This window comes from Trichocoleus sp. FACHB-40 (assembly GCF_014695915.1).
GTDB lineage: Bacteria > Cyanobacteriota > Cyanobacteriia > Cyanobacteriales > FACHB-T130 > Funiculus > Funiculus sociatus.
This window is the reverse complement of sequence record NZ_JACJPF010000036.1, coordinates 156209-180999: the sequence shown is the minus strand read 5'-3', so window position 1 is coordinate 180999 and position 24791 is coordinate 156209. Positions and strand designations below refer to the sequence as shown.

The 24791-nt window shown below is 45.8% G+C and carries 21 protein-coding genes; 11 read left to right on the top strand and 10 right to left on the bottom strand.

What is annotated here, in order from left to right:
• Nucleotides 1-21: 21 nt before the first annotated feature.
• Nucleotides 22-1143, bottom strand: coding sequence for a site-2 protease family protein (locus H6F63_RS05385; RefSeq protein ID WP_190635502.1), 1122 nt, complete (start codon nt 1141-1143; stop codon nt 22-24).
• A gap of 262 nt (nt 1144-1405) precedes the next feature.
• On the opposite strand from H6F63_RS05385, the gene H6F63_RS05380 reads away from it, so the two are divergent.
• The gene (locus H6F63_RS05380; protein ID WP_190443135.1) at nt 1406-1903 is read left to right on the top strand and encodes a 2TM domain-containing protein; all 498 of its coding nucleotides are present in this window, start codon (nt 1406-1408) and stop codon (nt 1901-1903) included.
• A 48-nt stretch (nt 1904-1951) separates the two neighbouring features.
• Here H6F63_RS05380 and H6F63_RS05375 read toward each other — a convergent pair whose 3' ends face one another.
• A complete protein-coding gene (locus H6F63_RS05375; RefSeq protein WP_190635500.1) occupies nt 1952-3388 on the bottom strand; it encodes a hypothetical protein in 1437 nt (478 codons plus the stop codon).
• Nucleotides 3389-3566: 178 nt separating this feature from the next.
• On the opposite strand from H6F63_RS05375, the gene H6F63_RS05370 reads away from it, so the two are divergent.
• Nucleotides 3567-4046, top strand: coding sequence for a hypothetical protein (locus H6F63_RS05370; protein WP_190443139.1), 480 nt, complete (start codon nt 3567-3569; stop codon nt 4044-4046).
• A gap of 79 nt (nt 4047-4125) precedes the next feature.
• Complete coding sequence (locus H6F63_RS05365; protein ID WP_190635614.1) at nt 4126-4551, top strand: hypothetical protein; 426 nt, start codon at nt 4126-4128, stop codon at nt 4549-4551.
• A 40-nt stretch (nt 4552-4591) separates the two neighbouring features.
• On the opposite strand, the gene H6F63_RS05360 is transcribed toward H6F63_RS05365, so the two are convergent.
• Complete coding sequence (locus H6F63_RS05360) at nt 4592-5800, bottom strand: NupC/NupG family nucleoside CNT transporter (protein WP_190635498.1); 1209 nt, start codon at nt 5798-5800, stop codon at nt 4592-4594.
• A 158-nt stretch (nt 5801-5958) separates the two neighbouring features.
• Here H6F63_RS05360 and H6F63_RS05355 point away from each other — a divergent pair, with 158 nt between their 5' ends.
• Nucleotides 5959-6789 (top strand): N-acetylmuramoyl-L-alanine amidase, encoded by an 831-nt coding sequence (locus H6F63_RS05355; protein ID WP_190635496.1) that lies wholly within the window; start codon nt 5959-5961, stop codon nt 6787-6789.
• 256 nt (nt 6790-7045) lie between these two features.
• Nucleotides 7046-7651: a molybdenum cofactor guanylyltransferase gene (locus H6F63_RS05350; protein WP_190635494.1), complete on the top strand. Its 606-nt coding sequence runs from the start codon at nt 7046-7048 to the stop codon at nt 7649-7651.
• A gap of 195 nt (nt 7652-7846) precedes the next feature.
• On the opposite strand, the gene H6F63_RS05345 is transcribed toward H6F63_RS05350, so the two are convergent.
• The 3 genes from H6F63_RS05345 to H6F63_RS05335 form a co-directional block, all read right to left on the bottom strand.
• Nucleotides 7847-8473 (bottom strand): hypothetical protein, encoded by a 627-nt coding sequence (locus H6F63_RS05345; RefSeq protein ID WP_190635492.1) that lies wholly within the window; start codon nt 8471-8473, stop codon nt 7847-7849.
• A gap of 220 nt (nt 8474-8693) precedes the next feature.
• Nucleotides 8694-9866, bottom strand: coding sequence for a molybdopterin-synthase adenylyltransferase MoeB (moeB, locus tag H6F63_RS05340; protein ID WP_190635490.1), 1173 nt, complete (start codon nt 9864-9866; stop codon nt 8694-8696).
• Nucleotides 9867-9950: 84 nt separating this feature from the next.
• Nucleotides 9951-10430, bottom strand: a complete 480-nt coding sequence (locus H6F63_RS05335) for a M67 family metallopeptidase (protein WP_190635488.1) — start codon at nt 10428-10430, stop codon at nt 9951-9953.
• A gap of 431 nt (nt 10431-10861) precedes the next feature.
• Here H6F63_RS05335 and H6F63_RS05330 point away from each other — a divergent pair, with 431 nt between their 5' ends.
• Both H6F63_RS05330 and gcvT read left to right on the top strand, forming a co-directional pair.
• Complete coding sequence (locus tag H6F63_RS05330; protein WP_190635486.1) at nt 10862-11839, top strand: CBASS cGAMP-activated phospholipase; 978 nt, start codon at nt 10862-10864, stop codon at nt 11837-11839.
• A 146-nt stretch (nt 11840-11985) separates the two neighbouring features.
• Nucleotides 11986-13125 carry a glycine cleavage system aminomethyltransferase GcvT gene (gene gcvT, locus H6F63_RS05325; protein ID WP_190635484.1) on the top strand — a complete coding sequence of 380 codons (1140 nt, stop codon included), beginning with the start codon at nt 11986-11988 and terminating at the stop codon, nt 13123-13125.
• A 154-nt stretch (nt 13126-13279) separates the two neighbouring features.
• Here the strand turns inward: gcvT and H6F63_RS05320 are convergent, their stop codons facing one another.
• Nucleotides 13280-14110 (bottom strand): alpha/beta hydrolase, encoded by an 831-nt coding sequence (locus H6F63_RS05320; RefSeq protein WP_190635482.1) that lies wholly within the window; start codon nt 14108-14110, stop codon nt 13280-13282.
• An 81-nt stretch (nt 14111-14191) separates the two neighbouring features.
• Between H6F63_RS05320 and gcvH the strand changes: the two genes are divergently transcribed.
• Together gcvH and gcvP are read left to right on the top strand one after the other, a co-directional pair.
• A complete protein-coding gene (gene gcvH, locus H6F63_RS05315) occupies nt 14192-14581 on the top strand; it encodes a glycine cleavage system protein GcvH (protein ID WP_190420476.1) in 390 nt (129 codons plus the stop codon).
• A 143-nt stretch (nt 14582-14724) separates the two neighbouring features.
• Complete coding sequence (gene gcvP / locus H6F63_RS05310) at nt 14725-17652, top strand: aminomethyl-transferring glycine dehydrogenase (protein WP_190635480.1); 2928 nt, start codon at nt 14725-14727, stop codon at nt 17650-17652.
• A 107-nt stretch (nt 17653-17759) separates the two neighbouring features.
• On the opposite strand, the gene H6F63_RS05305 is transcribed toward gcvP, so the two are convergent.
• A complete protein-coding gene (locus H6F63_RS05305) occupies nt 17760-20363 on the bottom strand; it encodes a tetratricopeptide repeat protein (RefSeq protein ID WP_190635478.1) in 2604 nt (867 codons plus the stop codon).
• A 75-nt stretch (nt 20364-20438) separates the two neighbouring features.
• Nucleotides 20439-20840 (bottom strand): hypothetical protein, encoded by a 402-nt coding sequence (locus H6F63_RS05300; RefSeq protein ID WP_199297696.1) that lies wholly within the window; start codon nt 20838-20840, stop codon nt 20439-20441.
• 164 nt (nt 20841-21004) lie between these two features.
• On the opposite strand from H6F63_RS05300, the gene H6F63_RS05295 reads away from it, so the two are divergent.
• A complete protein-coding gene (locus H6F63_RS05295) occupies nt 21005-21517 on the top strand; it encodes a DUF1648 domain-containing protein (RefSeq protein ID WP_190635475.1) in 513 nt (170 codons plus the stop codon).
• A gap of 137 nt (nt 21518-21654) precedes the next feature.
• Here H6F63_RS05295 and H6F63_RS05290 read toward each other — a convergent pair whose 3' ends face one another.
• Nucleotides 21655-22524: an NAD(P)-dependent oxidoreductase gene (locus H6F63_RS05290; protein ID WP_190635473.1), complete on the bottom strand. Its 870-nt coding sequence runs from the start codon at nt 22522-22524 to the stop codon at nt 21655-21657.
• Nucleotides 22525-23208: 684 nt separating this feature from the next.
• Between H6F63_RS05290 and H6F63_RS05285 the strand changes: the two genes are divergently transcribed.
• Entirely contained in the window at nt 23209-24612 is a 1404-nt protein-coding gene (locus tag H6F63_RS05285) for a sugar porter family MFS transporter (protein WP_190635471.1), read from the top strand.
• Nucleotides 24613-24791: the final 179 nt, after the last annotated feature.

The following is a 24791-nucleotide window of genomic DNA, read 5'->3' as shown; positions in this document are numbered from 1 at the left end:
TAATCCAAAATCTAAAATCGATTAAGCGGGGTTTGCTTGCGCTCTTTTTTGGAGCAACTGGAGAACAGAAGCTTTTTCCAGAAGTCCTACTAGCACGCCGTTGTCACGAATGACGGGAAGCTGAGTGAGCTTTTGTTCTTCTAGCAGCGTCACCACTTCCAGCAACGATTGATCGGGTTTGACAGTTGTGGAGAATTCGATAGGTTGCGTTAGCTGACTAACAGATATTTCGGGCCATTGAGATGTCGGGATGGTTTTGAGATCGTCAACTGCGATCGCGCCCACCAATTTTCCCTGCTCGTTAGTCACTAAGAACCGTTGCGCTTGGGGTTTGCCAATAATGTAGTCGTTAACAAACTCTCTCACAGAAAGCGCCTCAGATACAATCGGGCTATCCGGCATTACTGCATCTTGGGCGGTCAAATTTGCTAACTGCTCCTGCACTCTGGCACCTTGGGTTGCACGACCAGCATTTTGCAGCAAGAACCAACCGATTAATATATTCCAGACACCGCTGAAGCTACCCATTAGTAGAGGTAACAGTCCTGATCCGATCGCAATCCATCCCAGGATTTGACCAGCGCGACCAGCAAAGACAGTACCTTTGTAAGGATTGCCAGTAATCTTCCAAACTATCGCTTTGAGAACATTACCACCATCTAGGGGTAAGCCTGGAATCAGGTTAAACAATGCCAGCGCCAAATTGACGTAACCCAGCACTCCTAAAATTGCGGCAAATGGCCCGGAAATGCCTGAGCTAAAGCTAATAACGCTAATTAGACCAAAAAGCGCCAAACTAACTAAAGGCCCTGCGATCGCCAGCCAGAATGCTCCTGCTGGAGTCTTTGGTTCTTTACCTAGACTTGCCAGACCACCAAACAGAAACAGATTGATGGATTTAACTTCAATTCCCTGCCGGATGGCGACAAAACTATGTCCTAGTTCGTGCGCCAATACCGAAGCAAACAACAGTAGCGCTGCGATCAATCCCAGTAACCAGGGTAATCCCAAGCTAAGGGAAGGAAATTGAGCCGCTAGCCCGCTACCATAACTCAAAGTCACCCAACCCAGGACGAAAAACCAGGACGGATGCACGTTGAAGGGAATTCCAAAAAGATTGCCGACGCGAATTGTGCCGTTCATTACGCCACCTCTAATTTTACAGACGCAAGCGATCACGTCTTTTCTTTGAGAGGCTTAACTGAACCTCTCGCATATCCTTATCGTAACGGAATGTAACGAGTGTCTTAATCTTTTTGCTATCGTAGTATCCGTCCATTCAGGTTCGGTTTTGGGAATATTGTTCTATGCCGTTCCCCGGCTTGCCTCGGCATAATAGAATCAGCACTGCTCTGGAATTTTAAGGGCAGAAAAGCTTTCCCAACATCGACCGCAGGTGCTGATTATGCCCGTCACCCAAACCCAAATGATTCGTTCTTACAATCAAGAAGATATACAGCAGATTTTGCAGATAGCGATTGCGCGTCAAGCTGATGACACAGAATTTACTCGCGAACAGCTATTAGAAATCGCCGCCGAGTTAGAAATCTCCCCAGAATGTCTTCAAGTAGCAGAACAACAGTGGCTACAGAAGCAAGGAGAAATCCAAAAGCGGCAAGATTTTAATATTTATCGACATGGAAGATTACAGAAACACGCTGGCAATTTTGCGATCGTAAACTCATTCTTTATGGGGCTGAATCTAGTTAATGGAGGCGAGCTTACTTGGTCTTTGTATATTTTATTATTCTGGGGACTAGGGCTAGGACTCAATGCCTGGAATACCTATCAATCTGAAGGCGAAGATTACGAAAAAGCCTTTCAAAGATGGTATCGCCAAAACCAAATTAAACAATCAATTAACACCATTTGGAATAACTTGTTTAAGACTTGGGGAACTTAATATTAAATTCTCGTTCCCAGGCTGACCCTAGGAACGAGAAAAAATTCCTTACAACCCCCGAAATTCTTCTTGCAATGCCCGATGACGAGGATAACGCTGCCGGATATCAGTAATATAGCGTTGCCAAGCCGCTGAATCATTCAAAACGGACAAATAAATTGATTTGATTGCACTAGCATGACGAGCCGCAATGCTGTAATGTTCGCGGTTTTTACTGTCAATATGGCTCTGCACGAGTTGCTGATAAATTTGAATAGATGCTTCCGTGCGGTGTTGCTTCACCCCTTCTGCAACTAAAATTCGCAACGACTCCTCATAATAAGAATTGGCTTTTTGCTGTGCAAGTTGAACAGCCGCATCCCAATCTTGCTCGTAAAGATGAATTTCCGCCAGATTAGTGCTACTTACTTGAGCAAATTCTATCAGCTTAAGTTTCAGTTCTTGCCAGTTACCTAACTTGCCACCAAGCGTTTCAATTTGTTTATATAAATCTAACGTGGTTTTACCGAATTGAGCCAAAGTCATCAAAATGCGACAGTAGTTTTCATCATCCTGTTGCTGGCGATAATGTTCCGCTAATCTCTTTAAAATCGGGCTGTCTTCTAAAGATGAATAACGGGGAGCAAAAAGATAATTTAACTGACTCTGAGGAGGAGCTTTTCTGTTAACTAAATCAGATACCCATTGCTCTAACGTCTCCAGGTGTTTTTTCCTATCTCCCTTTTGCTGCCAAAATTCTGCTAACTGTAAATAGTCTTTCTCTTTTTCCAGATTAGCTTGCCGAACTCGGAGATAGTTTTCATCATCTCCTAATTCAAGATAATATTGGGCAATCAAATCGGAGCTTCTCTCGTAATCGTTATTTTCAAACTTTTGAATAAGATAGCGAAAATCTTCTGGGCCAGTACAAATTTTGTCCAGCGCCTCTTCAATCGCTTCAGTAACTTCACCGTAGCCGCAAATAGCCCAACTAAGAGCATCAATTAGCACGTCAAAGTAATTGTGCTTTTGCTGATGAGGTAAATCTAATTTAGTGACAGCTTCGCCGTATAAGCAAATTGCTTCTTCAATTTGTGGCGTACCAATGAAAAACTCTCCTTCCTCAAAAACTTCATTGCCGCAAATTGCAATATGCCAAAAAACCTCGATTTGATCGACAAGATTCAAAGTTCTGGCATTTTCTAACAAAATCTCTAATTCAGAATACTCTTCACTTTCGTCATATTCATTATCGTAATAATCATCGTAGCGACCACGTTCTTCAAGTTCGTCAAAAAATTTGCTGATGTCTCGTTTAAATTGCTTGACTACTTGAGGGGATACAGGCTGTTGCTGGAGAATTTGGGGTGAAATACTGACATTTGCTAACAGAATGCGGCGAAAGTCAGCTTCAATGCTGGAAAGGTTTATAATCAAGTTCAACAGCTCTTGGTGAGACATCGCTGTTAAAGCTTGCTCAAGGGCGGTGGAAGTATTTGCATCCATAAGTTTGAGTTTCAGGCGATCGCGCAAGTGGTAGGAGTGTTACTGCTCTGTCCATAAGCTAGCGCCTTTTAGGATATATTCTGTTGGGCGATCGCTTTCTTTTACCCTAAAATAATCCTGTCGGCTTGGTTCAAATAACCAGCCCATAAGGTCTTTCGACAAGTTCTCCGGCAAAACTATGGTTCAGTACACTCTCGCTCAAAGCCCAGAAGTCATCCTGACTGTTCCAGGCAAAGATTCAAAAAAAGCCCGTGAGAAAGCGATGGAGCAGCTTATGGAACTCATGGATGCGGAGGAGCTACCCACCGATCTCGAAGAGGGATTTAGTCCGCAACAGCTGATTGAAGTTAAAGAACTCCAAGCAGATGAAAAGAGCGATGAGGACGCTGTAACCCAAGCTGTACAAGTTCTCAGCAACCTTGCCACTCTGAAGCTAAAGGTGCAGGAATCACGCTCCGAAGCTCTGAAAATTCGCGCTCAGGTAGATATCCTATTTACAGAGCAGCCGGTAAGTGAGGAGGAAATCTCCAGCCTCAAGGACGGTTTTAAGGTTCTCAAAAACTTTGCCCAAGTTAATCAGCGCTACCTGGAAGCTCGATCTAAAGCAGAGGAAGCGCGTGCGGTGCTAGACGAGGCGCTAAAATCTCCGGAAAAATAACTTTACTAGCGATCGCTCGATTTTTGGCAAGGGCGATCGCTATCAACACATTAAATGCACAATAACTGAACGTAAAATGATTCAATTTGGTAGTACCTCCCCTGATTCTGGGGAAAAGAACTGGCGAAACCAGCTAAATCAATTTGTTAAAGCAAATCAGCAAGAATTAGCAGCACTTGCTTGGGGATTGTGGTTAGAAAATGGAGACACTAAAGGTACTTTAGGGCTGGATATCAAACCAAAACCGCATTTCGTTTATTGTCCCAAACAAGCTATAGAAGCACTAAATAACCAAGTTGAAAATAAACTTCAGGAAATATTGGGAGTTGTGGATGCTCATAAACCGGAAGTGGAAGTTCTGATTATTGGAATTGGCGAGGGACAATTAAAGATAATTCAGTTTGAACCAGATCCCCCACCACCCATTTGCTTTGAGCAGGTCGGCGCAGATGTTGATACATTGCTAGAACGAATAGAGCAAGGAATGGCAGAACAGATAGACTAACTCTTCTAACTTTTTCTGTGTGATCGGTCGTGGTTCAAATCTACAACAACATACCCGCGATCGCAGCTGTCATCAAACCCGCCAACAAACCCCCAATCATCGACCTTACACCCATTCGCGCCAAATCTTTCTGACGATTCGGTGCGATCGCGCCAATCCCGCCAATCGTAATGCCAATCGAGCCAATATTGGCAAAGTTGCACAGCGCATAGGTAGCAATAATTACTGCCCTTTGGGAAATCGCCTGAGTTTCAATCAGCGTCTTCAAATCCAGGTAAGCGATAAAATCATTCAAAATAGTCTTTTTGCCCAACAACACCCCAACTTCCCTACAATCAACCCAAGGCACCCCGATCAACCACGCCACGGGTGCCATTACATAAGATAAAATCGACTCCAGCGACAGGGTTGCCATCCCCACCAGTCCCCCTAACCATCCCAAAACGGCATTCACAAACGCCAGCAACCCCAAAAAAGCAATAATCATCGCCGCGACGTTAATTGCTATTTTCGTCCCGTCCACCGCTCCCACAGCCGCTGCATCAATGACATTCTCATAGGTGCTTTCCACGTTTATTTGCACTTTGCCAACGGTCTTCGGTTCTTCTGTTTCCGGATAAAGCAATTTTGAGGCAACGAGTGAGGTGGGCGCAGTCATAAAAAAAGCAGCTATCAGGTGTTCGGCGGGAATTCCAAAGGACAGATATGCGCCTAATACTCCACCCGCAATTGTGGCAAAGCCCCCAGTCATTACTGCGTGCAGTTCTGATTGGGTCATTGTCGCTACATAAGGTTTAATTAGCAGGGGTGACTCAGTTGGCCCTAAAAAGATGTTGCCAGCACAAGATAAAGACTCAGCCCCCGATGTTCCCATTGTCTTCATCATCACCCACGCCAATCCATTCACCACGCGCTGTAAAATCTTGTAGTGGTAGAGTACGCTGATGAAGGCAGAGAAAAAGATAATTGTCGGCAGCACTTTGAAGGCAAAAAAGTGATCTTCGTATTTTTCCCCAAAGACAAATTTCGCACCGACATCAGAAAATGATAGAAAGCGACTCACCACATCGCCTATTGCCTTAAATATCGCTAAACCGCCTGGTGTTTTAAGAATTAGAAGCGCCACAATAAATTCTAATCCCATCCCCCACAATATCGGACGCCAGCGCACCGCACGGCGATTTATCGAGAAGGCGTAGGACAACCCAATAAAAACAGCCAACCCAACTGCTGAAATTACCCGCTCCATCGATTCTTAAAACGCTAAGTTAGAATACGGCGTATCATAGCCTGGATACGCGAACAAGAAAGTATCACTTGCTCCTCCGGATTCAAGCTTTATGGGGATGAAGCACAATGAATAACTATAACGTCCAGAAATAATAGAATTTTGGGGAGATAATTATAATGGTAAGGATTTTTCTTTCCGCTGGACATGGTGCTGGAGATCCGGGCGCGATCGCAGGAGGCACTACGGAAGACAGGGAAATGAGACTCACCCGTGATGCTGCTGTAGCCGAAATGAGATCGCGTGGTTTAGATGTCACCTCTGTTCCCGACACGCTGAGTTTAAAGGAAACTATTACCTGGATTAACGTGCGATCGCGTCGTGGCGATGTGGCGCTAGAAATTCACGCCGATGCTGTTAATAATCTTAACGTGCGGGGTGCCAGCATCTTCTACGTCGCTGGCAACGCTCAGCGGCAAGCCGATGCCCAGTTGGTACTGCAATCTTTGCTCAGAGTAGTTCCGGGATTACCTTCTCGTGCAACTAAACCAGATACTAGCACCGGAGTTGGGAGTTTGGGTTTCTGCCGTCAAGTGGATATTCCTTCAATGTTGTTGGAGTTGGGGTTTCTTACCAGTGCAGGCGATCGCGCTTTACTGCAAAGTAAACGTAAAGAGTTCGCCCGTGGACTAGCTGACGGACTGCAAGCTTGGAGTACGCGAGAAGCGCAGCGACAAGGCATGACTCCCCCGCCTCCTCGGTCATACCCAGTTATCAGCGTCAAAATCAACGACCAGCTTTATAATAATCAGGGTATTCTGGTTAACGGTAATGCCTCTATTCCCGTTGTTTTTCTGAATTCGTTGAAGATCGATCCGAGTAAAGTTGCCAATTTTCCCAAAGTTACTCACCGCAATCTTGAATATATCAAAGCGGTTGATTTACAGCAGTTGGATGTGTCTATTAAATGGGATAATCCCTCTCGGACGGTTATTTTAAGCGCAAAATAAATTCTCTATTAGCCCGGAACTTAAGTTCCGGGCTAATAGCTAAAGTCCATTTTAATCGACTGAAATCTCTGGTTTTTTCTGGATTGCTATCGTCCTATGCAAGAGTTGGGTGCGATACATATGTAGGGACATGGCATTGCCATGTCCCTAACCTTGGTAGGGAGAACGTCAGAAACGCGATATATTCCACCCAACTGAGAAACGCTATAGCGTTAGATTCAAATCCAAGGCGGGCGATCGCAATTGGTGCAAGATAATGAACATTTCCCAAGCTGAATCGGTGACAGCAATTGTGTTGGCTGGCGGACAAAGTTCGCGGATGGGAAGGGATAAAGCCTTAATTTCTGTTAATAATGTGCCGTTGATTCGGCAGGTTTGTGAAGTTGCCCAAGAGTGTGCTTCTGTAGTTTATGTGGTGACACCTTGGATTGAAAGATATCAAGATATATTGCCACCTAACTGCCAATTAATTCGAGAAGTTTATGACTTGGAAGCAGGGAAAACTCACGGGCCTTTAATTGGGTTTAGACAAGCTTTAGAATTGGTGCAAACAGATTGGGTGCTGTTACTTGCCTGCGATTTGCCAAATTTAAAAGTGGAAGTTTTGCAGAGTTGGTTACAGCAGTTGCCAGTGCCAGAAGATGCTATCGCGCTTCTTCCCCGACACCCGAAAGGCTGGGAACCCTTGTGTGGTTTTTACCGCCGTTGCTGTTTGCCGCTACTGTCTGAATATATCAATCGAGGCGGCAGATCCTTTCAGCATTGGTTGGCGGAGCATTCTGTACAGGAACTACCCGTAACTCAACCACAAGTATTGTTTAATTGCAACACTCCCGCTGATTTGGAAGCACTGGGAAATTAATTTACCCGCATTCCCTGGCTGGGCTGGGGAATGCGAAAATGACTACTGAGAGGATGTCTGAAAAGTCATAATCCACACGCTTAGATGGTGGAGATCCCCCTTGCATCCCCCTTAAAAAGCGGGACTAAGACTTGATCCCCCTTGAAACGGGGGATCAAGCTAACTTTTGACACTTCTGGGACATCCTCTAAGTATTTAAGGATTAACTGGTCTTGGTCTAGCCGGGATAACTGGATTTGCGTCCAAATTAGGCAGAGGTGTCAGCCCCGGCGGAGGTGCTACCGGAGGTGTAAACTGCGGCGTTGGATTTGGGGCAGGCGGTGGCGCAAAGGTGGGGGACAAGTTGGTAGGATAATCTTCCGCCGAAATGCAGCGATTCATTGCGGTGCTGGCGGTGATTTCCAGTTGGCGAGTCAAGCCAACGACGCATTCAGCAAAGCGGATTGGCAGCAGGCTGCGGCGACAATTATCAAGAACATCAAGCGCTGCCGCATTTCTGGTGTCGTTGTTAATATTAATTACACACCTGCCTAACTCTATCGGGCGGCGCACGCGGGTACAGGCAGGCAGAACGTCTTGCGCGGCAAGCTGAGTTTCTTGGTTAATATAATACACGCAAGCGGATAATTGCTGAGGATCGAGTGCGTCTGAACAAGCTGAGGCAGCTTGTTCTACGGAAATACCAACATTCCGCAAGTCGGCGGCACAGTATTGAAATGGACTCAGATGGGTGGCGGCGGCAGGATTGCTGGGGATGATAATTGCAAAAAATCCTGCTGTTAGCGCGATCGCAGTAAACTTATCGCTACTTTTGTTTTGCATTTTGATTTCTATACAAGTCGCTCAAAAGCTATCCTACTTGTACTTTGCACACACTTTGCACTTTACACTGCCACTGATGCTTTCCAGCAGCTTAAGACAATGCCACAAAGCAAAAATACACCTGTTGACAATTAAGCCAAAGTATGCCACCGAATTTAATCCAGCAATGTAGCAGCGTAGGGTACGTTACGCTGTCGCGCTTCGCACCCCACACAATTTTTTAGTATTCCGGCACTGAAGGGTCAATTTCTCGACTCCAAGCAGTAATCCCACCTTTCACGTTGGTGCCTTCAATGCCAGCTTCTTTCAGAATTCCCAACGCCTTCGCAGAACGTCCACCCATTTTGCAGTGTGCAATTAAGCGATGACCATTGAGTAATTCCTTAACTTTGGCAACACCAGCGCCACTTTCAATATCCGGTAACGGCACTAAAACTGAACCGGGAATTTGGGCAATTTCGTATTCATTGGGGTTGCGGACATCAAGCAGCACAAAATCATCTGTACCCCTGTCTATCAATTCCTTCAATTCCTTAACCGTCATTTCTGACATTTCCATCTGCTGCTTTGCCTCCTCTGCTTTTGCTTGTGGAATCCCGCAGAAATGTTCGTAATCTATCAATTTTTCAATAACTGGTCTTTCTGGGTTCGGACGCAGTTTCAGTTCCCGAAACTTCATTTGCAGGGCATCATACAACAGCAGTCGCCCACTCAGAGTATTACCCTGACCCAAGATAATTTTAATGGCTTCAGTTGCCTGAATGGTGCCAATAACGCCACACAAAACACCCAAAACGCCGCCTTCAGCACAAGAGGGAACCAATCCGGGTGGTGGTGGTTCGGGGTAGAGGTCGCGGTAATTGGGGCCGCCTTCGTAGTTAAATACGGTAGCCTGACCTTCAAAGAAGAGGATAGAGGCGTAAACGTTGGGTTTATTTAACAGTACGCAGGCATCGTTAACTAGATAACGTGTGGGAAAGTTATCGGTGCCATCCACTACAACATCGTAGGGTTCGAGAATGTCCAGGGCGTTCTCTGAAGTCAGGCGGGTTTCGTATAAGTCAACTTGGCAATCAGGATTTATTTCTAAAATCCGGTTTCTTGCCGATTCAATTTTTGGTTTACCTACCCAAGAGGTGCCGTGAATTACTTGCCGTTGTAAGTTGGAACTATCAACGACATCAAAATCGACAATGCCGATGCGTCCGATACCAGCAGCGGCAAGATACAGCAATAGTGGCGAACCCAGTCCCCCAGTGCCAACACACAGGACGCTTGCTGCTTTCAGGCGTTTTTGTCCTTCTAGTCCCACTTTGGGCAGGATGAGGTGGCGGGAATAGCGTTCGTATTCTTCTTTCGTTAACTGGATTTCATCCAGATTGGGATTAAGCATGACCTTTCAGTGAGGGCAGACAGAGTTAACAGCCTATCAAAAATACAATAGTCTTTGTATCTTTGTGTCTTAATAGTTTTTAATCTAGGTTATTTCTACCGTAATCATTTCTTCTGGCTGAAACTGGTGTGCATCGTCCAGACTCCAGTTACACAGGTCGCCAGATTTGCCTTGTAGCACAGAGACAATAATATAAGAGTATACTGACCAGGCGCAGGCTCGATCAAATTCTGAGGGAACTGCGGGATGGTCGGGGTGGGAATGGTATATGCCGATGATATCAAAAGAGCGATCGCGTCCTTCCCTCTGAGCTTTTAGCATATCTAGTGGTGCGATCGCGTATCTATCTCTTTTGCTACTACCTAGTTTATCCGAACCCGCGATCGCAGCAAACGCTTGGGCGGCTTCCGCATCCCAACTGTTCTGGGTTGGTATCACTTCCGCCACAATTTTCTCATCCCCAGCCAATCCCAGCAACAAGCCGCAGCACTCGTTAGGATAACTGCTTTCAGCATGAGTCCGAATGGCTTGCAAATGGTGAGGGGAAATTTTTAAAACTGCCAAAACCCAATCATCCTCAATAGATAGCGTCCAGCAAAGCTCAACAGGTTATATTGAAATATTTAATACTACCATGCGTAAATGAATAGGGAGCATACCTATGAGAGCAAATATAAGTCTACAGGCTAGAAGCCTGGAAGAACAAAGCCTGCTAACGCAACGGCTTTATATTATTAGCCTGCGTTGGCAGGCTTTGTTGGTTCGCCCTTGACTTTAGTCGGACATTTTTACTTAATTTTATCTTTTGCTGAATAAACTATAGCTTTTCTCAGTGTTCTGATGTTCGGGGACATGGCAATGCCATATCCCTACAGATGTATTGCATCCACACCTTGAATTTATATAACAAAAATTAAATTGTGATCGCATTATCTGCGACTCATACCATTTCCTGTAAATAAATGATTTAATACTAAGAGAATTAGGAGTGCATCATGTCTAGATTAATCAAAGTCTTGTCAATTGATGGAGGCGGTATTCGCGGCATCATTCCGGCTATGATTTTAGCCGAGATTGAACAGATAACATCAAAGCCGATTGCAGAGCTTTTCCATCTGATTGCGGGTACTTCAACCGGGGGGATTTTGGCTTTAGGTCTTACTAAACCCAATGGGGGAGGCAAGCCTGAACATCCTGCCGCAAATTTAGTCAGACTGTACGAAAAAGAAGGAATCCGCATTTTTCCTCAGTCTAATTTTACTAAACTCAAAAATTTACAAGACGAAAAATATCCCTCACATGGGATAGAAAGAGTTTTACAAGAATACTTTGGCGAAACCATGATTGGCGAAGCGCTGACAGAAATATTGATTCCTAGCTATGACATTGAATTGCGCCGTCCCTACTTCTTCAAACGCACCAAAGCTAGAAAAACCCCAGACTGCCACAATTTTCCCATGAAAAAAGTGGCACGGGCAACTTCCGCCGCCCCAACATATTTTGAACCCCTAAAACTGGAAACAAATGACTTGACAGATTACTATGCCTTAATTGACGGTGGCGTTTTTGCTAACAATCCCGCCATGTGTGCATATGTTCAAGCAAAAATTAACTATCCAGATGCAAATGATTTTCTAATTGTCTCAATTGGTACTGGAGAACTAACCACAATTCTGCCCTATGAGAAGGTGAAAGACTGGGGACTTCTCCAATGGGCGCAGCCGATAATCCATGTAACTTTTGATGGGGTCAGCGACACCGTACATTACCAACTCAAAGAGTTACTTCCTCCGGTAAGAGATCAACGTCGTTACTATCGCTTTCAGACAAGGCTGACCGAACGCGGCGATCACATGGATGATGCAAGTAAGGAAAATATTCGCGCCTTAAAACTGCAAGCTGAAAGCATCATTAATGATAATGAAGAGATTTTGCAGATGCTTAGCAATCAGTTGTTATCAGCAGCTAGTTAATAAATATCCGGCGATGTTTGTAATCGCCGGGGCTTTCATCAAAAGCAAATCTGCTGAAAACCGTTACATTAATCCTTTTTCTACACTGATGAAGATGCAGGCATCTCGTAGGATAAAGATAATCACCTGCGACGGAATAACCAGCTGTGGCTACCGAAGAACTGCATCCAGAGACAGCGATCGCCCGAACTCCCCTATATCAACTCGCCCTAGAACAAAAAGCCCGACTCACCGCCTTTGCCGGGTGGGAAATGGCAGTACAATACATCGGCATTGCCCAAGAACACCAGGCAGTTCGCACCTCAGCGGGGATGTTTGACATCTCCCACATGGGCAAATTTACCTTCAAAGGGAAACAGCTAATTTCCCACCTCCAGCCGCTAGTTCCCTCGGATCTTAGCCGTCTGAAACCCGGTGAATCTCAGTATAGCGTGCTGCTAAATCCTCAAGGTGGGATTTTGGACGACATAATTTTCTACTATCAAGGCGAAGACAACGGCGAACAGCGGGGAGTAATGATAGTCAACGCCGCCACCAGATCCAGAGACAAAGCTTGGATGTTTGCACAGTTGGAATCTTACCCAGTTGATTTCGAGGATTTGTCACTAGCGAAAGTTTTGATTGCTGTTCAGGGGCCGAAAGCGATCGCATTTTTACAGCAATTTGTCAAAGATGATTTGACACCGATTAAGGCATTTGGGCATCTCGATACAACCATACTCGAACAGCCAGCCTTTATTGCCCGCACTGGCTATACAGGCGAGGATGGGTTTGAAGTGATGGTAGACCCAGAAGTAGGGGTAGAATTGTGGCGAAATCTTGTAGCAGCTGGTGTGGTTCCCTGCGGACTCGGCGCTAGAGATACCCTGCGCCTAGAAGCAGCAATGGCACTTTATGGGCAAGATATTGATGAAAGCACCACGCCCTTAGAAGCTGGTTTGGGTTGGGTAGTTCACCTCGATAGCAAAGGCGACTTTATCGGGCGAGAGGCGCTGGAACAACAAAAAGCTAATGGAGTAGAACGCCGTCTGGTAGGGTTGCAAATGCAAGGGCGTTACATCGCCCGTCATGGCTACCCGGTGCTGCATAATGGTGAAGCTGTGGGTGTTGTCACTAGCGGTACGCTGGCACCAACTTTAGGGCAACCAATTGCCCTGGCTTATGTTCCCACGAATTTAGCGCAGATTGGGCAGCAGCTAGAGGTCGAAGTCCGGGGTAAATCATATCCAGCGGTTGTTGTCAAGAAACCTTTTTATCGTTCCCCTACTCGTCTCTCCAGCAAGTAAAAGTGCCTCGGCTTCTATAGCAATTCTATTTAAGTTGTGAGATGCCAGCAGTTCAGATCCCCGACTTCTTAGAGAAGTCGGGGATCTCGCCTTCACGAATCATTTAGGACTGCTATAGTGCTGAGTGGAATAGTTACTCGTTACTCGTTAAGAATCAGAAACTCTTAACCAGAGAAATAGACTGGGCAAACTCCCGCAAAGTTTTCGCATACGACTCGCCAGCAACCCACGCTAGATCATTGTGACGTGCAGTATCCACCCAAAAAGAGCGCTTGGGTTCATTTGCTGCGGCAAAAAGTTGCTCCCCGTGCCAAAATGGTACAACTTCGTCCAGCCTCCCGTGCATCACCAGCACTGGAGAAAGCACCTTTTTAATCTTGCTAATATTATTAAACTTATCAAAAGGCACAATCGGAATCCGCGTCAGCACCCGAAACGCGCTAAGAAACGGAGTTTCCAAAATTAAACCAGCAACAGCCTTGCGAGAAGCCAAATCAACAGCCGGGCCACTACCCACAGAACGCCCATAGACAATAATCCGATTTGGCAGGACACCCAACTGCTGAGTTAGATAATTATAGGCGGCATCAATATCCCGATAAACATTGGCTTCAGTGGGAGTTCCCTGACTGGTGCCATAACCGCGATAATCGTAGCTAAAGACAGCAAAGCCCATATCCCGCAGTTCTCTTAAACCCGGTAGACTGTCTCCCAGGTCTTCCGCATTGCCGTGGCTGTATAGCATTGTGTAGGTAGCGCTAGGATTAGGCAGATGCACCGCTGAGATTTTCACGCCATCCGCAGTCGTTAGCTTGATAATCTCCCCACTGTCTTGATAGCTAGAAGGTTGCGGCAAAAAAATCATCCGGTCTGAAAAAAAGTAGGCATAGAAGCAAAGAAAAGCATAGATAAAGATTGCGGAAAAGGCCAGTCTTTTCAAGGAAAATTCGCCAAATAGTAGACGATAGAGCTTTTGTTTATCCATAATTGTGCTGATTCTAAGTCTGAAAGCTGTAAACTTAATGGCTAACTTAAGCTAGTTTCAGCGTACTGATGAGGAAGTGAGATGGCTCTGGAATACCCTGATGACTTGAAGTATTTAGACTCCCACGAGTATGTGCGGCTAGAAGGCGAAATTGCCACAATTGGCATTAGTGCCTTTGCTGTCGATCAGATGGGCGATATAGTGTTTTTGGAGTTGCCAGACGTGGGCGATGCCCTACAAAAGGGAGCCAGCTTTGGCACAATTGAATCAGTGAAAGCGGTTGAAGATATGTATGCGCCAATCAGCGGTACGGTTATTGAGCGCAATGATGTCATTGTAGAAGCTCCAGAGCATCTGGGAGAAGACCCTTATGGAGAGGGTTGGTTGTTGAAAGTTCGCATCAATGACCCCGATGAACTGGATGAAGCGCTGACGGCGGATGAGTATCGAGTCCAGGTGGAAGGGGAATAAGAGTTTTACATGGAGACGCGATATATCGCGTCTCTAGTTTTGAGTTTTGAAAACATTCTCTTCATTCAAACTTCAAACTTTTCCCAACTCCTGACTCTGAAATTACTGTTACAAAGTAATAAGCAGACAATTCTGGAGAGCAAATGGCATATTATACCGCTCAAACGCAGTCTAGCCGTCAGCAAGTGATGGAAGGAATAAGGCAATCGATTTCTTTTGCAGACAGGCATATTGGCCCAAACCCCGATGAAGTGGGGCAAATGCTGGAGGTGTTGGGGCTGAAAGACCTTGATGCGCTGGTTGAGAAGACGGTTCCGCAGACGATTCGCCTTAAGGGAAGTCTACAGTTACCAGAACCAAAAAGCGAGTACGCAGCGATCGCGCTCCTCAAACAAATCGCCTCGAAAAATCAGGTATTCCGCTCATACATCGGCATGGGCTATCACGACTGTATCACCCCGCCTGTCATCCAGCGCAATATCCTAGAGAATCCCGGCTGGTACACAGCATACACTCCCTATCAAGCAGAAATTGCCCAAGGTCGTCTGGAAGCGTTGCTGAATTTCCAGACAATGATTATAGACCTCACAGGTTTGGAAATTGCCAATGCTTCCTTACTCGATGAAGCAACCGCCGCCGCCGAAGCGATGACGATGAGTTATGGCATCTGCAAAAATAAGGCAAATGCGTTCTTCGTCTCAAAAGACTGCCATCCCCAAACTATCGAAGTCGTGCAAACACGGGCTATACCGTTGGGTATTGATGTCATTGTCGGCGACTTTCAAACCTTTGACTTCCAGCAACCTGTTTTCGGCGTACTTTTGCAATATCCCGCCAGCGATGGCACAATTTACGACTACCGGAGTTTTGTCGAAAAAGCTCATGCAGTCGGTGCCTTAGTTACAGTCGCAGCCGACCCCTTGAGTTTAACTCTGCTTACACCCCCTGGAGAATTTGGGGCTGATATCGCGGTAGGAAGCACTCAGCGCTTCGGTATTCCCTTGGGCTATGGGGGGCCTCATGCCGCTTACTTCGCCACCAAAGAAGAGTATAAGCGACAAGTTCCGGGGCGAATTGTCGGCGTTTCTAAAGATTCCCAAGGAAACCCTGCACTGCGTCTCGCCTTGCAAACCCGCGAACAGCATATCCGCCGCGATAAAGCTACGAGTAATATTTGTACCGCCCAAGTTCTACTGGCGGTGATGGCGGGTATGTATGCGGTCTATCATGGGCCAGCAGGATTGAGAAATATTGCCGAAAATATTCATAATCTGACGGTACTTCTGGCAGAAGGACTGAAGCGACTAGGTTACAGCATTGGTAGTGAGAATTATTTTGATACATTGCGAGTAGAATTAGGCGATAATGCTACGCATCGCTTACGCGCTCGCAACTTAGAAGAAATTCTCCAACGTTGCCAAGCCCGTCAAATTAACCTGCGGATAGATACAACTATCGGGATTACTCTAGACGAAACAACTACACTCTCAGATGTCATCGATTTATTAGAGATTTTCGCCCTTTCCGATTCCCTACCCTTCACAGTTGAAGAGTTAGCACCAAAATCTAACTCCCCCTTCTCCCGTACCAGCAACTATCTCACTCATCCCGTCTTTAACCGCTATCACTCGGAAACAGAACTTTTGCGTTATATGCACCGTTTGCAAGCAAAGGATCTGTCTTTAACTACATCTATGATTCCCTTGGGATCATGCACGATGAAGCTGAATGCAACATCTGAGATGCTACCTGTAACTTGGTCTGAATTTGGCAAAATTCATCCTTTCGCCCCCCAGTCGCAAACGCGGGGTTATCAAGTTCTCTTCCAGCAGCTTGAGGAATGGTTAGCGGAAATCACAGGTTTTGCGGGAATTTCTCTGCAACCGAATGCTGGTTCTCAAGGGGAATATGCAGGACTTTTAGTAATTCGTCAGTATCACGAAAGTCGCGGTGAAACACACCGCAATATCTGTCTAATTCCCCAATCAGCGCACGGAACAAATCCTGCAAGTGCGGTGATGTGTGGGATGAAAGTAGTGCCAGTTAACTGCGACACTCAAGGCAATGTGGACTTAGACGATCTTAAAGCTAAAGCCCAGAAACACAAGTCAGAACTCGCCGCCTTGATGGTGACATATCCCTCCACTCACGGCGTATTCGAGGAACCGATTCGGGAAATCTGCAATGTCATCCATGCTAACGGCGGACAAGTCTATATGGACGGGGCGAATATGAACGCTCAAGTCGGGCTGTGCCGTCCGGGAGACTTCGGGGCGGATGTTTGTCACCTAAATTTGCATAAAACTTTCTGCATCCCTCACGGCGGCGGTGGCCCTGGTATGGGGCCAATTGGTGTCGCACCGCATCTAGTACCATTCCTACCTGGACATTCTGTTGTCAAAATGGATGCGAATAATCCAAAATCGATGGGCGCTGTTTCTGCTGCGCCTTGGGGTAGCGCCAGCATCTTGACGATTTCTTGGATGTACATCGCCATGATGGGTGGCGCGGGTTTGACGGATGCAACCAAGGTGGCAATTTTGAATGCTAACTACATCGCCCGTCGTTTAGAAAGTTACTACCCGGTTTTATACAAGGGGAAAGCGGGTTTAGTGGCGCATGAGTGTATTTTAGACTTGAGATCGCTTAAAAAATCCGCCGGAATCGAAGTAGATGACATCGCTAAGCGTCTGATGGACTACGGTTTCCACGCGCCTACTGTCTCTTGGCCTGTCGCGGGTACGATGATGGTGGAACCAACGGAAAGCGAATCGAAAGAAGAGTTAGACCGTTTTTGCGATGCAATGATATCTATTCGTCAAGAGATAGAGGAAATTGAATCGGGTAAAGTAGATGCTCAAGATAATGTCTTGAAGAATGCACCTCATACCGCAGAAAGTCTGATAACTTCCGAATGGAACCATCCTTACTCTCGCGAACAAGCGGCTTACCCTGCGCCTTGGACACGCGAACACAAGTTTTGGCCTGCTGTCGGACGTATCGATAATGCTTTTGGCGATCGCAATTTAGTTTGCTCTTGTCTCCCAATGGAAGCTTATTCACAAGGCTAGTATTGTTTGAAAGAAAACGCGATCGCACTTATTGATTGGTGAGTGCGATCGCATCTTTTTTTAAACCGCATAGGCGCAGAGAACGAAAAAGGGGTATCGTCCTTGACTCATCGCTGCCGAAGGAAAGTGTGTAGTAGTCGCCATAGGCGATTAACCCATCGTAATAAAAAGTTAACTATAGCTTTTGGCAAACTCATCCAAATGTTAGTCTTTCTGAAAAGGCTTTGAATTGCATTGTTAGCATTTTGGACATCTGCACCCAGTCCCATTACTTGATACAGATCGCAGGCATTTTGGTAAGCAGCAAGGGCTTCTAATTTTCGACCTAGCTTTGCCAAGGTCGTTCCTAAATTAAATAAAGAAGTCGCTTCCCCATTGCGGCCGCCAATCTCCCGGAATATTGCCAGAGACTGCTGATGGTAATCAATTGCTTGTTGGGATTGTCCCAGAGAATCGTAAGCAGCGCCCAAATTACCGAGAGAAACAGCTTCCCCATTGCGATCGCCAATCTCCCGGAATATTGCCAGAGACTGCTGATAGTATTCAATTGCCAGTGAGTATTGTCCCAGAGAACGGTAAGCATTGCCCAAACCTATGAGAGAAATCGCTTCTCCCTTGCGATTGCCAGTTTCCCGCTTTATTGCCAGGGACTGCTGATAGTATTCAATTGCCAGTGAGTATTGTCCCAGAGAATGGTAAGCACTGCCCAAACCTATGAGATAAGTCGCTTCCCCATTGCGATTGCCAATTTCCCGTGTTATTGCCAGGGACTGCTGATAGTATTCAATTGCTAGTGGGTATTGTCCCAGAGAACGGTAAGCATCGCCCAAATTATTGAGAGAAGCCGCCTCCCCATCGCGATATCCAATCTCCCGTGTTATTGCCAGGGACTGCTGATGGTAATCAATTGCTAGTTGGGATTGTCCCAGAAAATCGTAAGCACTGCCCAAATTATTGAGAGAATGGGCTTCCCTATTGCGAGCGCCAATCTCCCGGAATATTGCCAGAGACTGCTGATAGTAATCAATTGCTAGTGGGTATTGTCGCAGAAAATTGTAAGCATTGCCCAAATTATTGAGAGAAGCCGCCTCCCCATCGCGATTGCCAATCTCCCGTGTTATTGCCAGGGACTGCTGATGGTAATCAATTGCTAGTGGGTATTGTCCCAGAGAACGGTAAGCACTGCCCATATTATTGAGATAAGCCACCTCCCCATCGGGATCGCCAATCTCTCGTGTTATTGCCAGGGACTGCTGATGGTAATCAATTGCTAGTTGGGATTGTCCCAGAAAATCGTAAGCATTGCCCAAATTATTGAGATAAGCCACCTCCCCATCGCGATATCCAATCTCCCGTGTTATTGCCAGGGACTGCTGATGGTAATCAATTGCTAGTTGGGATTGTCCCAGAAAATCGTAAGCATTGCCCAAACTAGCCAGAGAAGCTGCGAATTCCCAACTCTTGGAGTTATTTTGCTGCCATGTTTCAACTAACTTCCCGTACAGTTCAACTAGGTCAGTGTTGTAACCTCGTAAACTTAGAAAATAGTCACACAGGCGAATAGTCTTGAAGGCGTCATCATACTCTCCCAACTGATAACAGTGATAGAAAACTTCTAAGTATTCTGCTACATCACTTTTTGTCTGCCAGGGTTCTGATTTGGCATTTTCTTTGTAGTATGCAATTGCCTTTTGGTGCGCCTCGGTTAGATCGCCCGCCTTTTGTTTGACATACACCAAAATGAACGGGTGAAACTGAAACCATCGCCCCCCTTTGTTGTCCCTTTCCTCCTGTAACAGAGAACGCCTAGCCAACTGCCTTAGATCCTGCTCCGATACATTCTCTCCCGGCAACTGGGCATCTGCTGCGGCAGTATTAAAAGGAATCCGATAGACACTCAAATTTAGTAGCAGTCTTTGCAACTTGTCACTGAGTCGGTTAAAGCTGGCATCTAACACCAGGCGCATCCAAATATCAATTTTGCCCCGGTGCAACCCTTTCAGCTTCTCGTCAGTCACTAGCTGGGGTACGTTAGCCAAACCATACTTCTGTAAGTAGCTAATGTGCGGATTTGGTTCTTCCTCTTTTATCAAAAAATTTGCTACCAGCGTCAGCAGCAAGGGATGCCCCTCTGCCTTTTTCGCAAACTCTTGCAATTCTGTCTCAGTCCCCAGAATCCCCAAAGCCCTCAACAAATTAGCCCCCTCTGCTGGTGACAATCCCGGCAAAGGAAGCCATTGCAACCTAATTTCTGGCAAATCCGGGCGTTCCCGCGTCGTTACCAGAATGACACTCTTACCGCCACATCCCAACCAACCGTGAAAAAACTGCTCGTAGATAGTATCCAACCATTGCCCATCTGGTTGCAACAGACTTTCTAGGTTGTCTATGACAAGTAAATACCGCCCCTCCCGCAGATGGTTCACCAACACATCCACCAGCGACAATTCTGGAATTGCCTCCACAGTTGGCGGGGAAAGTCCCAAGCGCTGCAAGACTCGTCGCGCCCACTCGGTAAAAGTCACGCGGCGATTGATATCTACCCAACCTATTCGGATAAACTCTGCGCTATCTTCTTCGTAGATTTTGACAGCCAAAGTAGATTTGCCAAAGCCACCCAAACCCGTAATACCGATCAGTCGGATATTTCCATCCGCCATCCATTCCCGGATTTTCTGCCTTTCCTCCGTGCGCCCTTGCCAATAATCCAAGCTGGGGTGCCTTTCATCGAGGTTAGCTGAGTTTTGAACTGGTTGAGGGTTTATTCCCTGGTTGACTACCAGCAGTCAGGGGTTATGGATAACGTCACCAATATGCCCAACTGTATCAGCTTTGACTTGATAGCCTTTACTGCTGTCGTAGTTACTCTGATTCATGCTGCTGTTGTCTTCCAGGTTGCTGTCATTAATTTCCCTGGCAAGTGCTTGAATCTCTTGGGCAAAGGTTGGCTCTTTATCCATGCAAGCCTGCAAATATTCAGTAACCTGCACTAATTCGGACTTCGAGCCTTGCTCAACGGCTTTAATGGCTCTTTCTGCCTCCGGATTACCCCATAATTGATTCCAAATCTTCTGGCGTAGCAGATTTAACTTTTCAATGGCGATTTCCGTCAACTTACCAGCGCCACCTTCTATCATTCCGCCAAAGGCAATTTCTGCAATCTTTGCTGCTGTAAATCCAAGTACCATCTGTCACAGGTTGGCTATGCTTGCCATTTTGTTGTAGCCCATCAACCCTCTATCTGCCAATGTTAAGATTGATGGCTTTACTAACTTTTCTCTAATTAGGACGATTGACTTTAGAGATAAACTGTGTTTTAAATATATGCCGTTATCGCCTAGCAATTTACCCTATGACTAGGAATCCATCAAATCAACGACCGATTTTGACGATAGCGCGATCGCCTATTGGTTGGGTACTAGAAATAGCCGCAGTTGCAGGGATTTTCTGCATCATTGTAATCACCCTGCAATCTTGGGCAAATCTACCCAACAGTATTCCCATCCATTTTGAGATGGGAGGCAAACCAGATGCTACGGGTAGCAAAAAATTAATCTGGCTTTTCCCCAGCTTAGCTATTTTAGTTTATGTAGCGTTTACAGTGCTGCGTCAGTTTCCCCATACTTTTAATTATACTTGGGGAATTACAGAGCAGAATGTCGCCAAACAATATCAGCTAGCTGTTAATTTATTAGACTGGAATAAGGCAGAGTTTATGTGGATACTTGCATTTATAGAATGGCAGATTATCCAGGTAAGCTTGGGACATTCGGCTGAATTGAGCGTCGATTTTTTCTCTGTAGTAATGCCAGTGTTTTTGGTCACAAATGGGCTTTATTTTTGGCAAGCATATCAAGCTCGTTAGTGAAGTATTTATAAATTAATACGCGATTATAAATCGCATCTATACAGGCAAATTCCGCCGTCGCGGACTAATAAATTGAAACCCGCGCCGGCGGGTTTGGTATGTGTAGCCGCGAATTCTATTCGCCAGGACATTTATCACTTCTCCCGTAACGCCTCTAATTCTTCCCGCACAGATAAAGGCGAATATCCTAGCGAAAAAGCTTTTGAACTATCTAAAGAAACATCTGGTGGTCGTGGTGCAGCCATTTTCACATCTTTTTGCTTGCCGGATTTAAGCCCTACGTCAGGAAGCTTAAACACCTCCACTAATAAGCGACCGAAATCATAACGCGATATTCGTTCTTTCCCACCTAAATGAATGATACCACGGGCTTTATCTAATGCTAATAAAAGCCCTTGAGCCGCAGTTACCCCACTAACTGGAGTGCGGAATTCATCTATAAATAAACGTAGCTCTTTTCCCTCCTTCAAAGTTTGGATAAATGGCTGAATAAAGCTGATAGCTGTGGGTGTCGCATTCCCAAACATTAAAGGCATACGGCAAACTGCGGTCATCGGATAACGTTCTAACATTCCTGACTCTGCCATGACTTTTTGTTCGCCGTATAGGTTGACAGGAGACACCGAATCTGTTTCTTTATAGGGAGGGTTTAAGCCATTGAAAACTAGGTCGGTTGAAGTAAAAACGCAAGGTATAGAATAATCCGCGCAAAGTCCGGCAATATTGGCAGATGCTGTTACGTTGATTAAGTGGGTTTCTTCAGGATTATTTTGACAATAATTTGGGCTAGATTGTGCAGCAGTATGAATAACTGCATCTGGTTTAATTTGGCTAAAAATACGCTTTAGTTCCTGAAAATCTTTTAAGTCAACTTTCAACAGGTTTACGCCGGGAATGTCTATTGCATGGGAAAAATAGGTTCCATAAATTTCCCATTCTTGTTTGGCTTGGCAAAGATGCCATCCCAAAAAACCACTGGCACCTGTGACTAATAGTTTCTTCATTGCAACATGAATATATTTATAATGCCCTCATTATAAAGGTACTAACTCTTGTGATACTAATTGGTAATTGTGATGTAGCAATCATAATTGAGTTGTAAAACTGCTTTCTGAAGGCGAGATACCCGACTTTTCTAAAGAAGTCAGGTATCTGAAAGGCTGGCACCTTACAACTCAAATAGGATTGCTATAGATGGTGTATTTTTGAGGGGAGGGTTTGTTTCTAGATAAATCCCTCTTCTTATCTCTAATTGAAAATATAATTTACAACCTGAAGATTCTGTATTTTCTGACATTTACTTAAATCAGGCTGTTGTGTTAAGTTTCTTCACTGAATCTTACAGTTTCTTACACGTTCGCTGCTTTAATCCTAAAGATTGATGCTAGTAACGGTATGAGGTCAAACAATGTTCTTATGGTGACGAATAAATTTACATTCTTTTCATAATCCAGTTTATATCAGTTCTCCCATTAAACACGGAAGCTGAAGTATCACACAAATCCGCTCATTGTCACCATAGTTAACAAAAGTAAAAATTGCCCTCGTACATGAGAGATTGCCGGGATAGAAAGCAACCTATAAGTTGCTTTCTATCCCTTGGCAGGCTTTGCGTTTCCAAGTTCGCATGGATGAGCAAATCGAAATCAATTTAGCTTTGCATTGGCGTTTGACTTAGGAATTAACAAATGACTATTCACAACAAACCTGTTATGCCTAAAGCCAGCACATCCTATGTGCTGATGCTGGCGCTGGTAGCTGCAATTGGCGGTTTTTTGTTTGGTTTTGATACTGCCGTAATTAATGGTGCAGTAGCAGCTTTGGGAAAAGATTTTCAAGCGGGTAGTGTAGCAACGGGATTCGCCGTTTCCTCCGCACTACTGGGTTCGGCGGTGGGAGCCTTCTTTGCCGGGCAGCTTGCCGATCGTTACGGGCGGGTAAAAACGATGATCGTCGCAGCTATTATGTTTTTTATCAGCGCCGTAGGTTCCGGTATTGCGTTTAATATTTGGGATTTCATGGTTTGGCGATTAGTAGGTGGAGTGGCTGTCGGTGCTGCCAGTGTGATTGCTCCCGCATACATTGCCGAAGTTTCCCCTGCACACTTGCGCGGACGACTCGGTTCTCTCCAGCAACTTGCGATCGTTACCGGGATATTCATCGCCTTGCTGTGCGACTACTTCATCGCTGTCGCTGCTGGTTCCGCTGAAGCGCCCTTCTGGTTCGGAGTCCCGGCTTGGCGTTGGATGTTCTGGACTGAGATCCCAGCTGCCATTGCCTACGCAGTAGGCGCACTGCGGATTCCAGAGTCACCCCGCTACTTGGTCGCCCAAGGCCGGGAAGCAGAAGCGGCTTCCGTTTTGGCAAAGGTTTTGGGTGGAGATGTTCAGGCTAAAATACAGGAGATCCGGCAGACGGTATTGCGGGAACGCAAACCTCAACTGTCCGATTTAGTAGGCAGGCATGGTTTACTATCGATTGTCTGGATTGGTATTGGGTTATCTGTACTACAACAGTTGGTGGGGATTAACGTGATTTTCTACTACAGCAGCGTGCTGTGGCAGGCGGTAGGCTTTTCCGAGAAGGATTCGTTGTGGATTACGGTGATTACCAGTGTCACCAATATTGTGACAACGCTAGTAGCGATCGCTTTCGTGGACAAGTTTGGACGCAAACCTCTGCTAATTCTGGGTTCTCTGGGCATGACTCTGACCCTAGGAACGCTGGCGACAACCTTTGGCAGCGCGCCCCTAGATGCTGCTGGGAATCCCGCCCTAACCGGAAACTCTGGCATAATTGCTCTGGTAGCGGCTAACCTCTACGTCTTCTGCTTCGGCTTCTCTTGGGGGCCAGTCGTTTGGGTGATGCTAGGAGAAATGTTTAACAATAGAATTCGCGGGGCTGCCCTATCATTAGCTGCCGCCGCCCAGTGGATTGCCAACTTTGCGGTATCCACCAGCTTTCCGCCTCTCAAGGATGTGGGTTTAGGTTTTGCCTATGGCTTGTATACGACTGCTGCGGCGATTTCCCTGTTCTTCGTTTTGCTGCTGATTAAGGAAACTAAAGGTAAAGAACTGGAGGAAATGGTATAGTAATCGGCTGATTAGTTCTGCCACTAAACGGGCGATCGCTTTGTTCCCTTCAATTTGGCATTTAAAGCGATCGCTATAACTTAGAACAAAAGCATCGTAGCTCATCCTTTAAGATACTAAGGGCAGTTCTGTAGAACCTGGCCCTATATGTATCGTTAATCACTTGTGAGTACGTGCTA

Excerpts from the sequence above, each read along its gene's own strand:
- H6F63_RS05385 (WP_190635502.1), bottom strand. The coding sequence starts at position 1,143 with ATGAACGGCACAATTCGCGTCGGCAATCTTTTTGGAATTCCCTTCAAC.
- H6F63_RS05380 (WP_190443135.1), top strand. The coding sequence starts at position 1,406 with ATGCCCGTCACCCAAACCCAAATGATTCGTTCTTACAATCAAGAAGAT.
- H6F63_RS05375 (WP_190635500.1), bottom strand. The coding sequence starts at position 3,388 with ATGGATGCAAATACTTCCACCGCCCTTGAGCAAGCTTTAACAGCGATG.
- H6F63_RS05370 (WP_190443139.1), top strand. The coding sequence starts at position 3,567 with ATGGTTCAGTACACTCTCGCTCAAAGCCCAGAAGTCATCCTGACTGTT.
- H6F63_RS05360 (WP_190635498.1), bottom strand. The coding sequence starts at position 5,800 with ATGGAGCGGGTAATTTCAGCAGTTGGGTTGGCTGTTTTTATTGGGTTG.
- H6F63_RS05355 (WP_190635496.1), top strand. The coding sequence starts at position 5,959 with ATGGTAAGGATTTTTCTTTCCGCTGGACATGGTGCTGGAGATCCGGGC.
- H6F63_RS05350 (WP_190635494.1), top strand. The coding sequence starts at position 7,046 with ATGAACATTTCCCAAGCTGAATCGGTGACAGCAATTGTGTTGGCTGGC.
- H6F63_RS05345 (WP_190635492.1), bottom strand. The coding sequence starts at position 8,473 with ATGCAAAACAAAAGTAGCGATAAGTTTACTGCGATCGCGCTAACAGCA.
- moeB (WP_190635490.1), bottom strand. The coding sequence starts at position 9,866 with ATGCTTAATCCCAATCTGGATGAAATCCAGTTAACGAAAGAAGAATAC.
- H6F63_RS05330 (WP_190635486.1), top strand. The coding sequence starts at position 10,862 with ATGTCTAGATTAATCAAAGTCTTGTCAATTGATGGAGGCGGTATTCGC.
- H6F63_RS05320 (WP_190635482.1), bottom strand. The coding sequence starts at position 14,110 with ATGGATAAACAAAAGCTCTATCGTCTACTATTTGGCGAATTTTCCTTG.
- gcvH (WP_190420476.1), top strand. The coding sequence starts at position 14,192 with ATGGCTCTGGAATACCCTGATGACTTGAAGTATTTAGACTCCCACGAG.
- gcvP (WP_190635480.1), top strand. The coding sequence starts at position 14,725 with ATGGCATATTATACCGCTCAAACGCAGTCTAGCCGTCAGCAAGTGATG.
- H6F63_RS05300 (WP_199297696.1), bottom strand. The coding sequence starts at position 20,840 with ATGGTACTTGGATTTACAGCAGCAAAGATTGCAGAAATTGCCTTTGGC.
- H6F63_RS05295 (WP_190635475.1), top strand. The coding sequence starts at position 21,005 with ATGACTAGGAATCCATCAAATCAACGACCGATTTTGACGATAGCGCGA.
- H6F63_RS05290 (WP_190635473.1), bottom strand. The coding sequence starts at position 22,524 with ATGAAGAAACTATTAGTCACAGGTGCCAGTGGTTTTTTGGGATGGCAT.
- H6F63_RS05285 (WP_190635471.1), top strand. The coding sequence starts at position 23,209 with ATGACTATTCACAACAAACCTGTTATGCCTAAAGCCAGCACATCCTAT.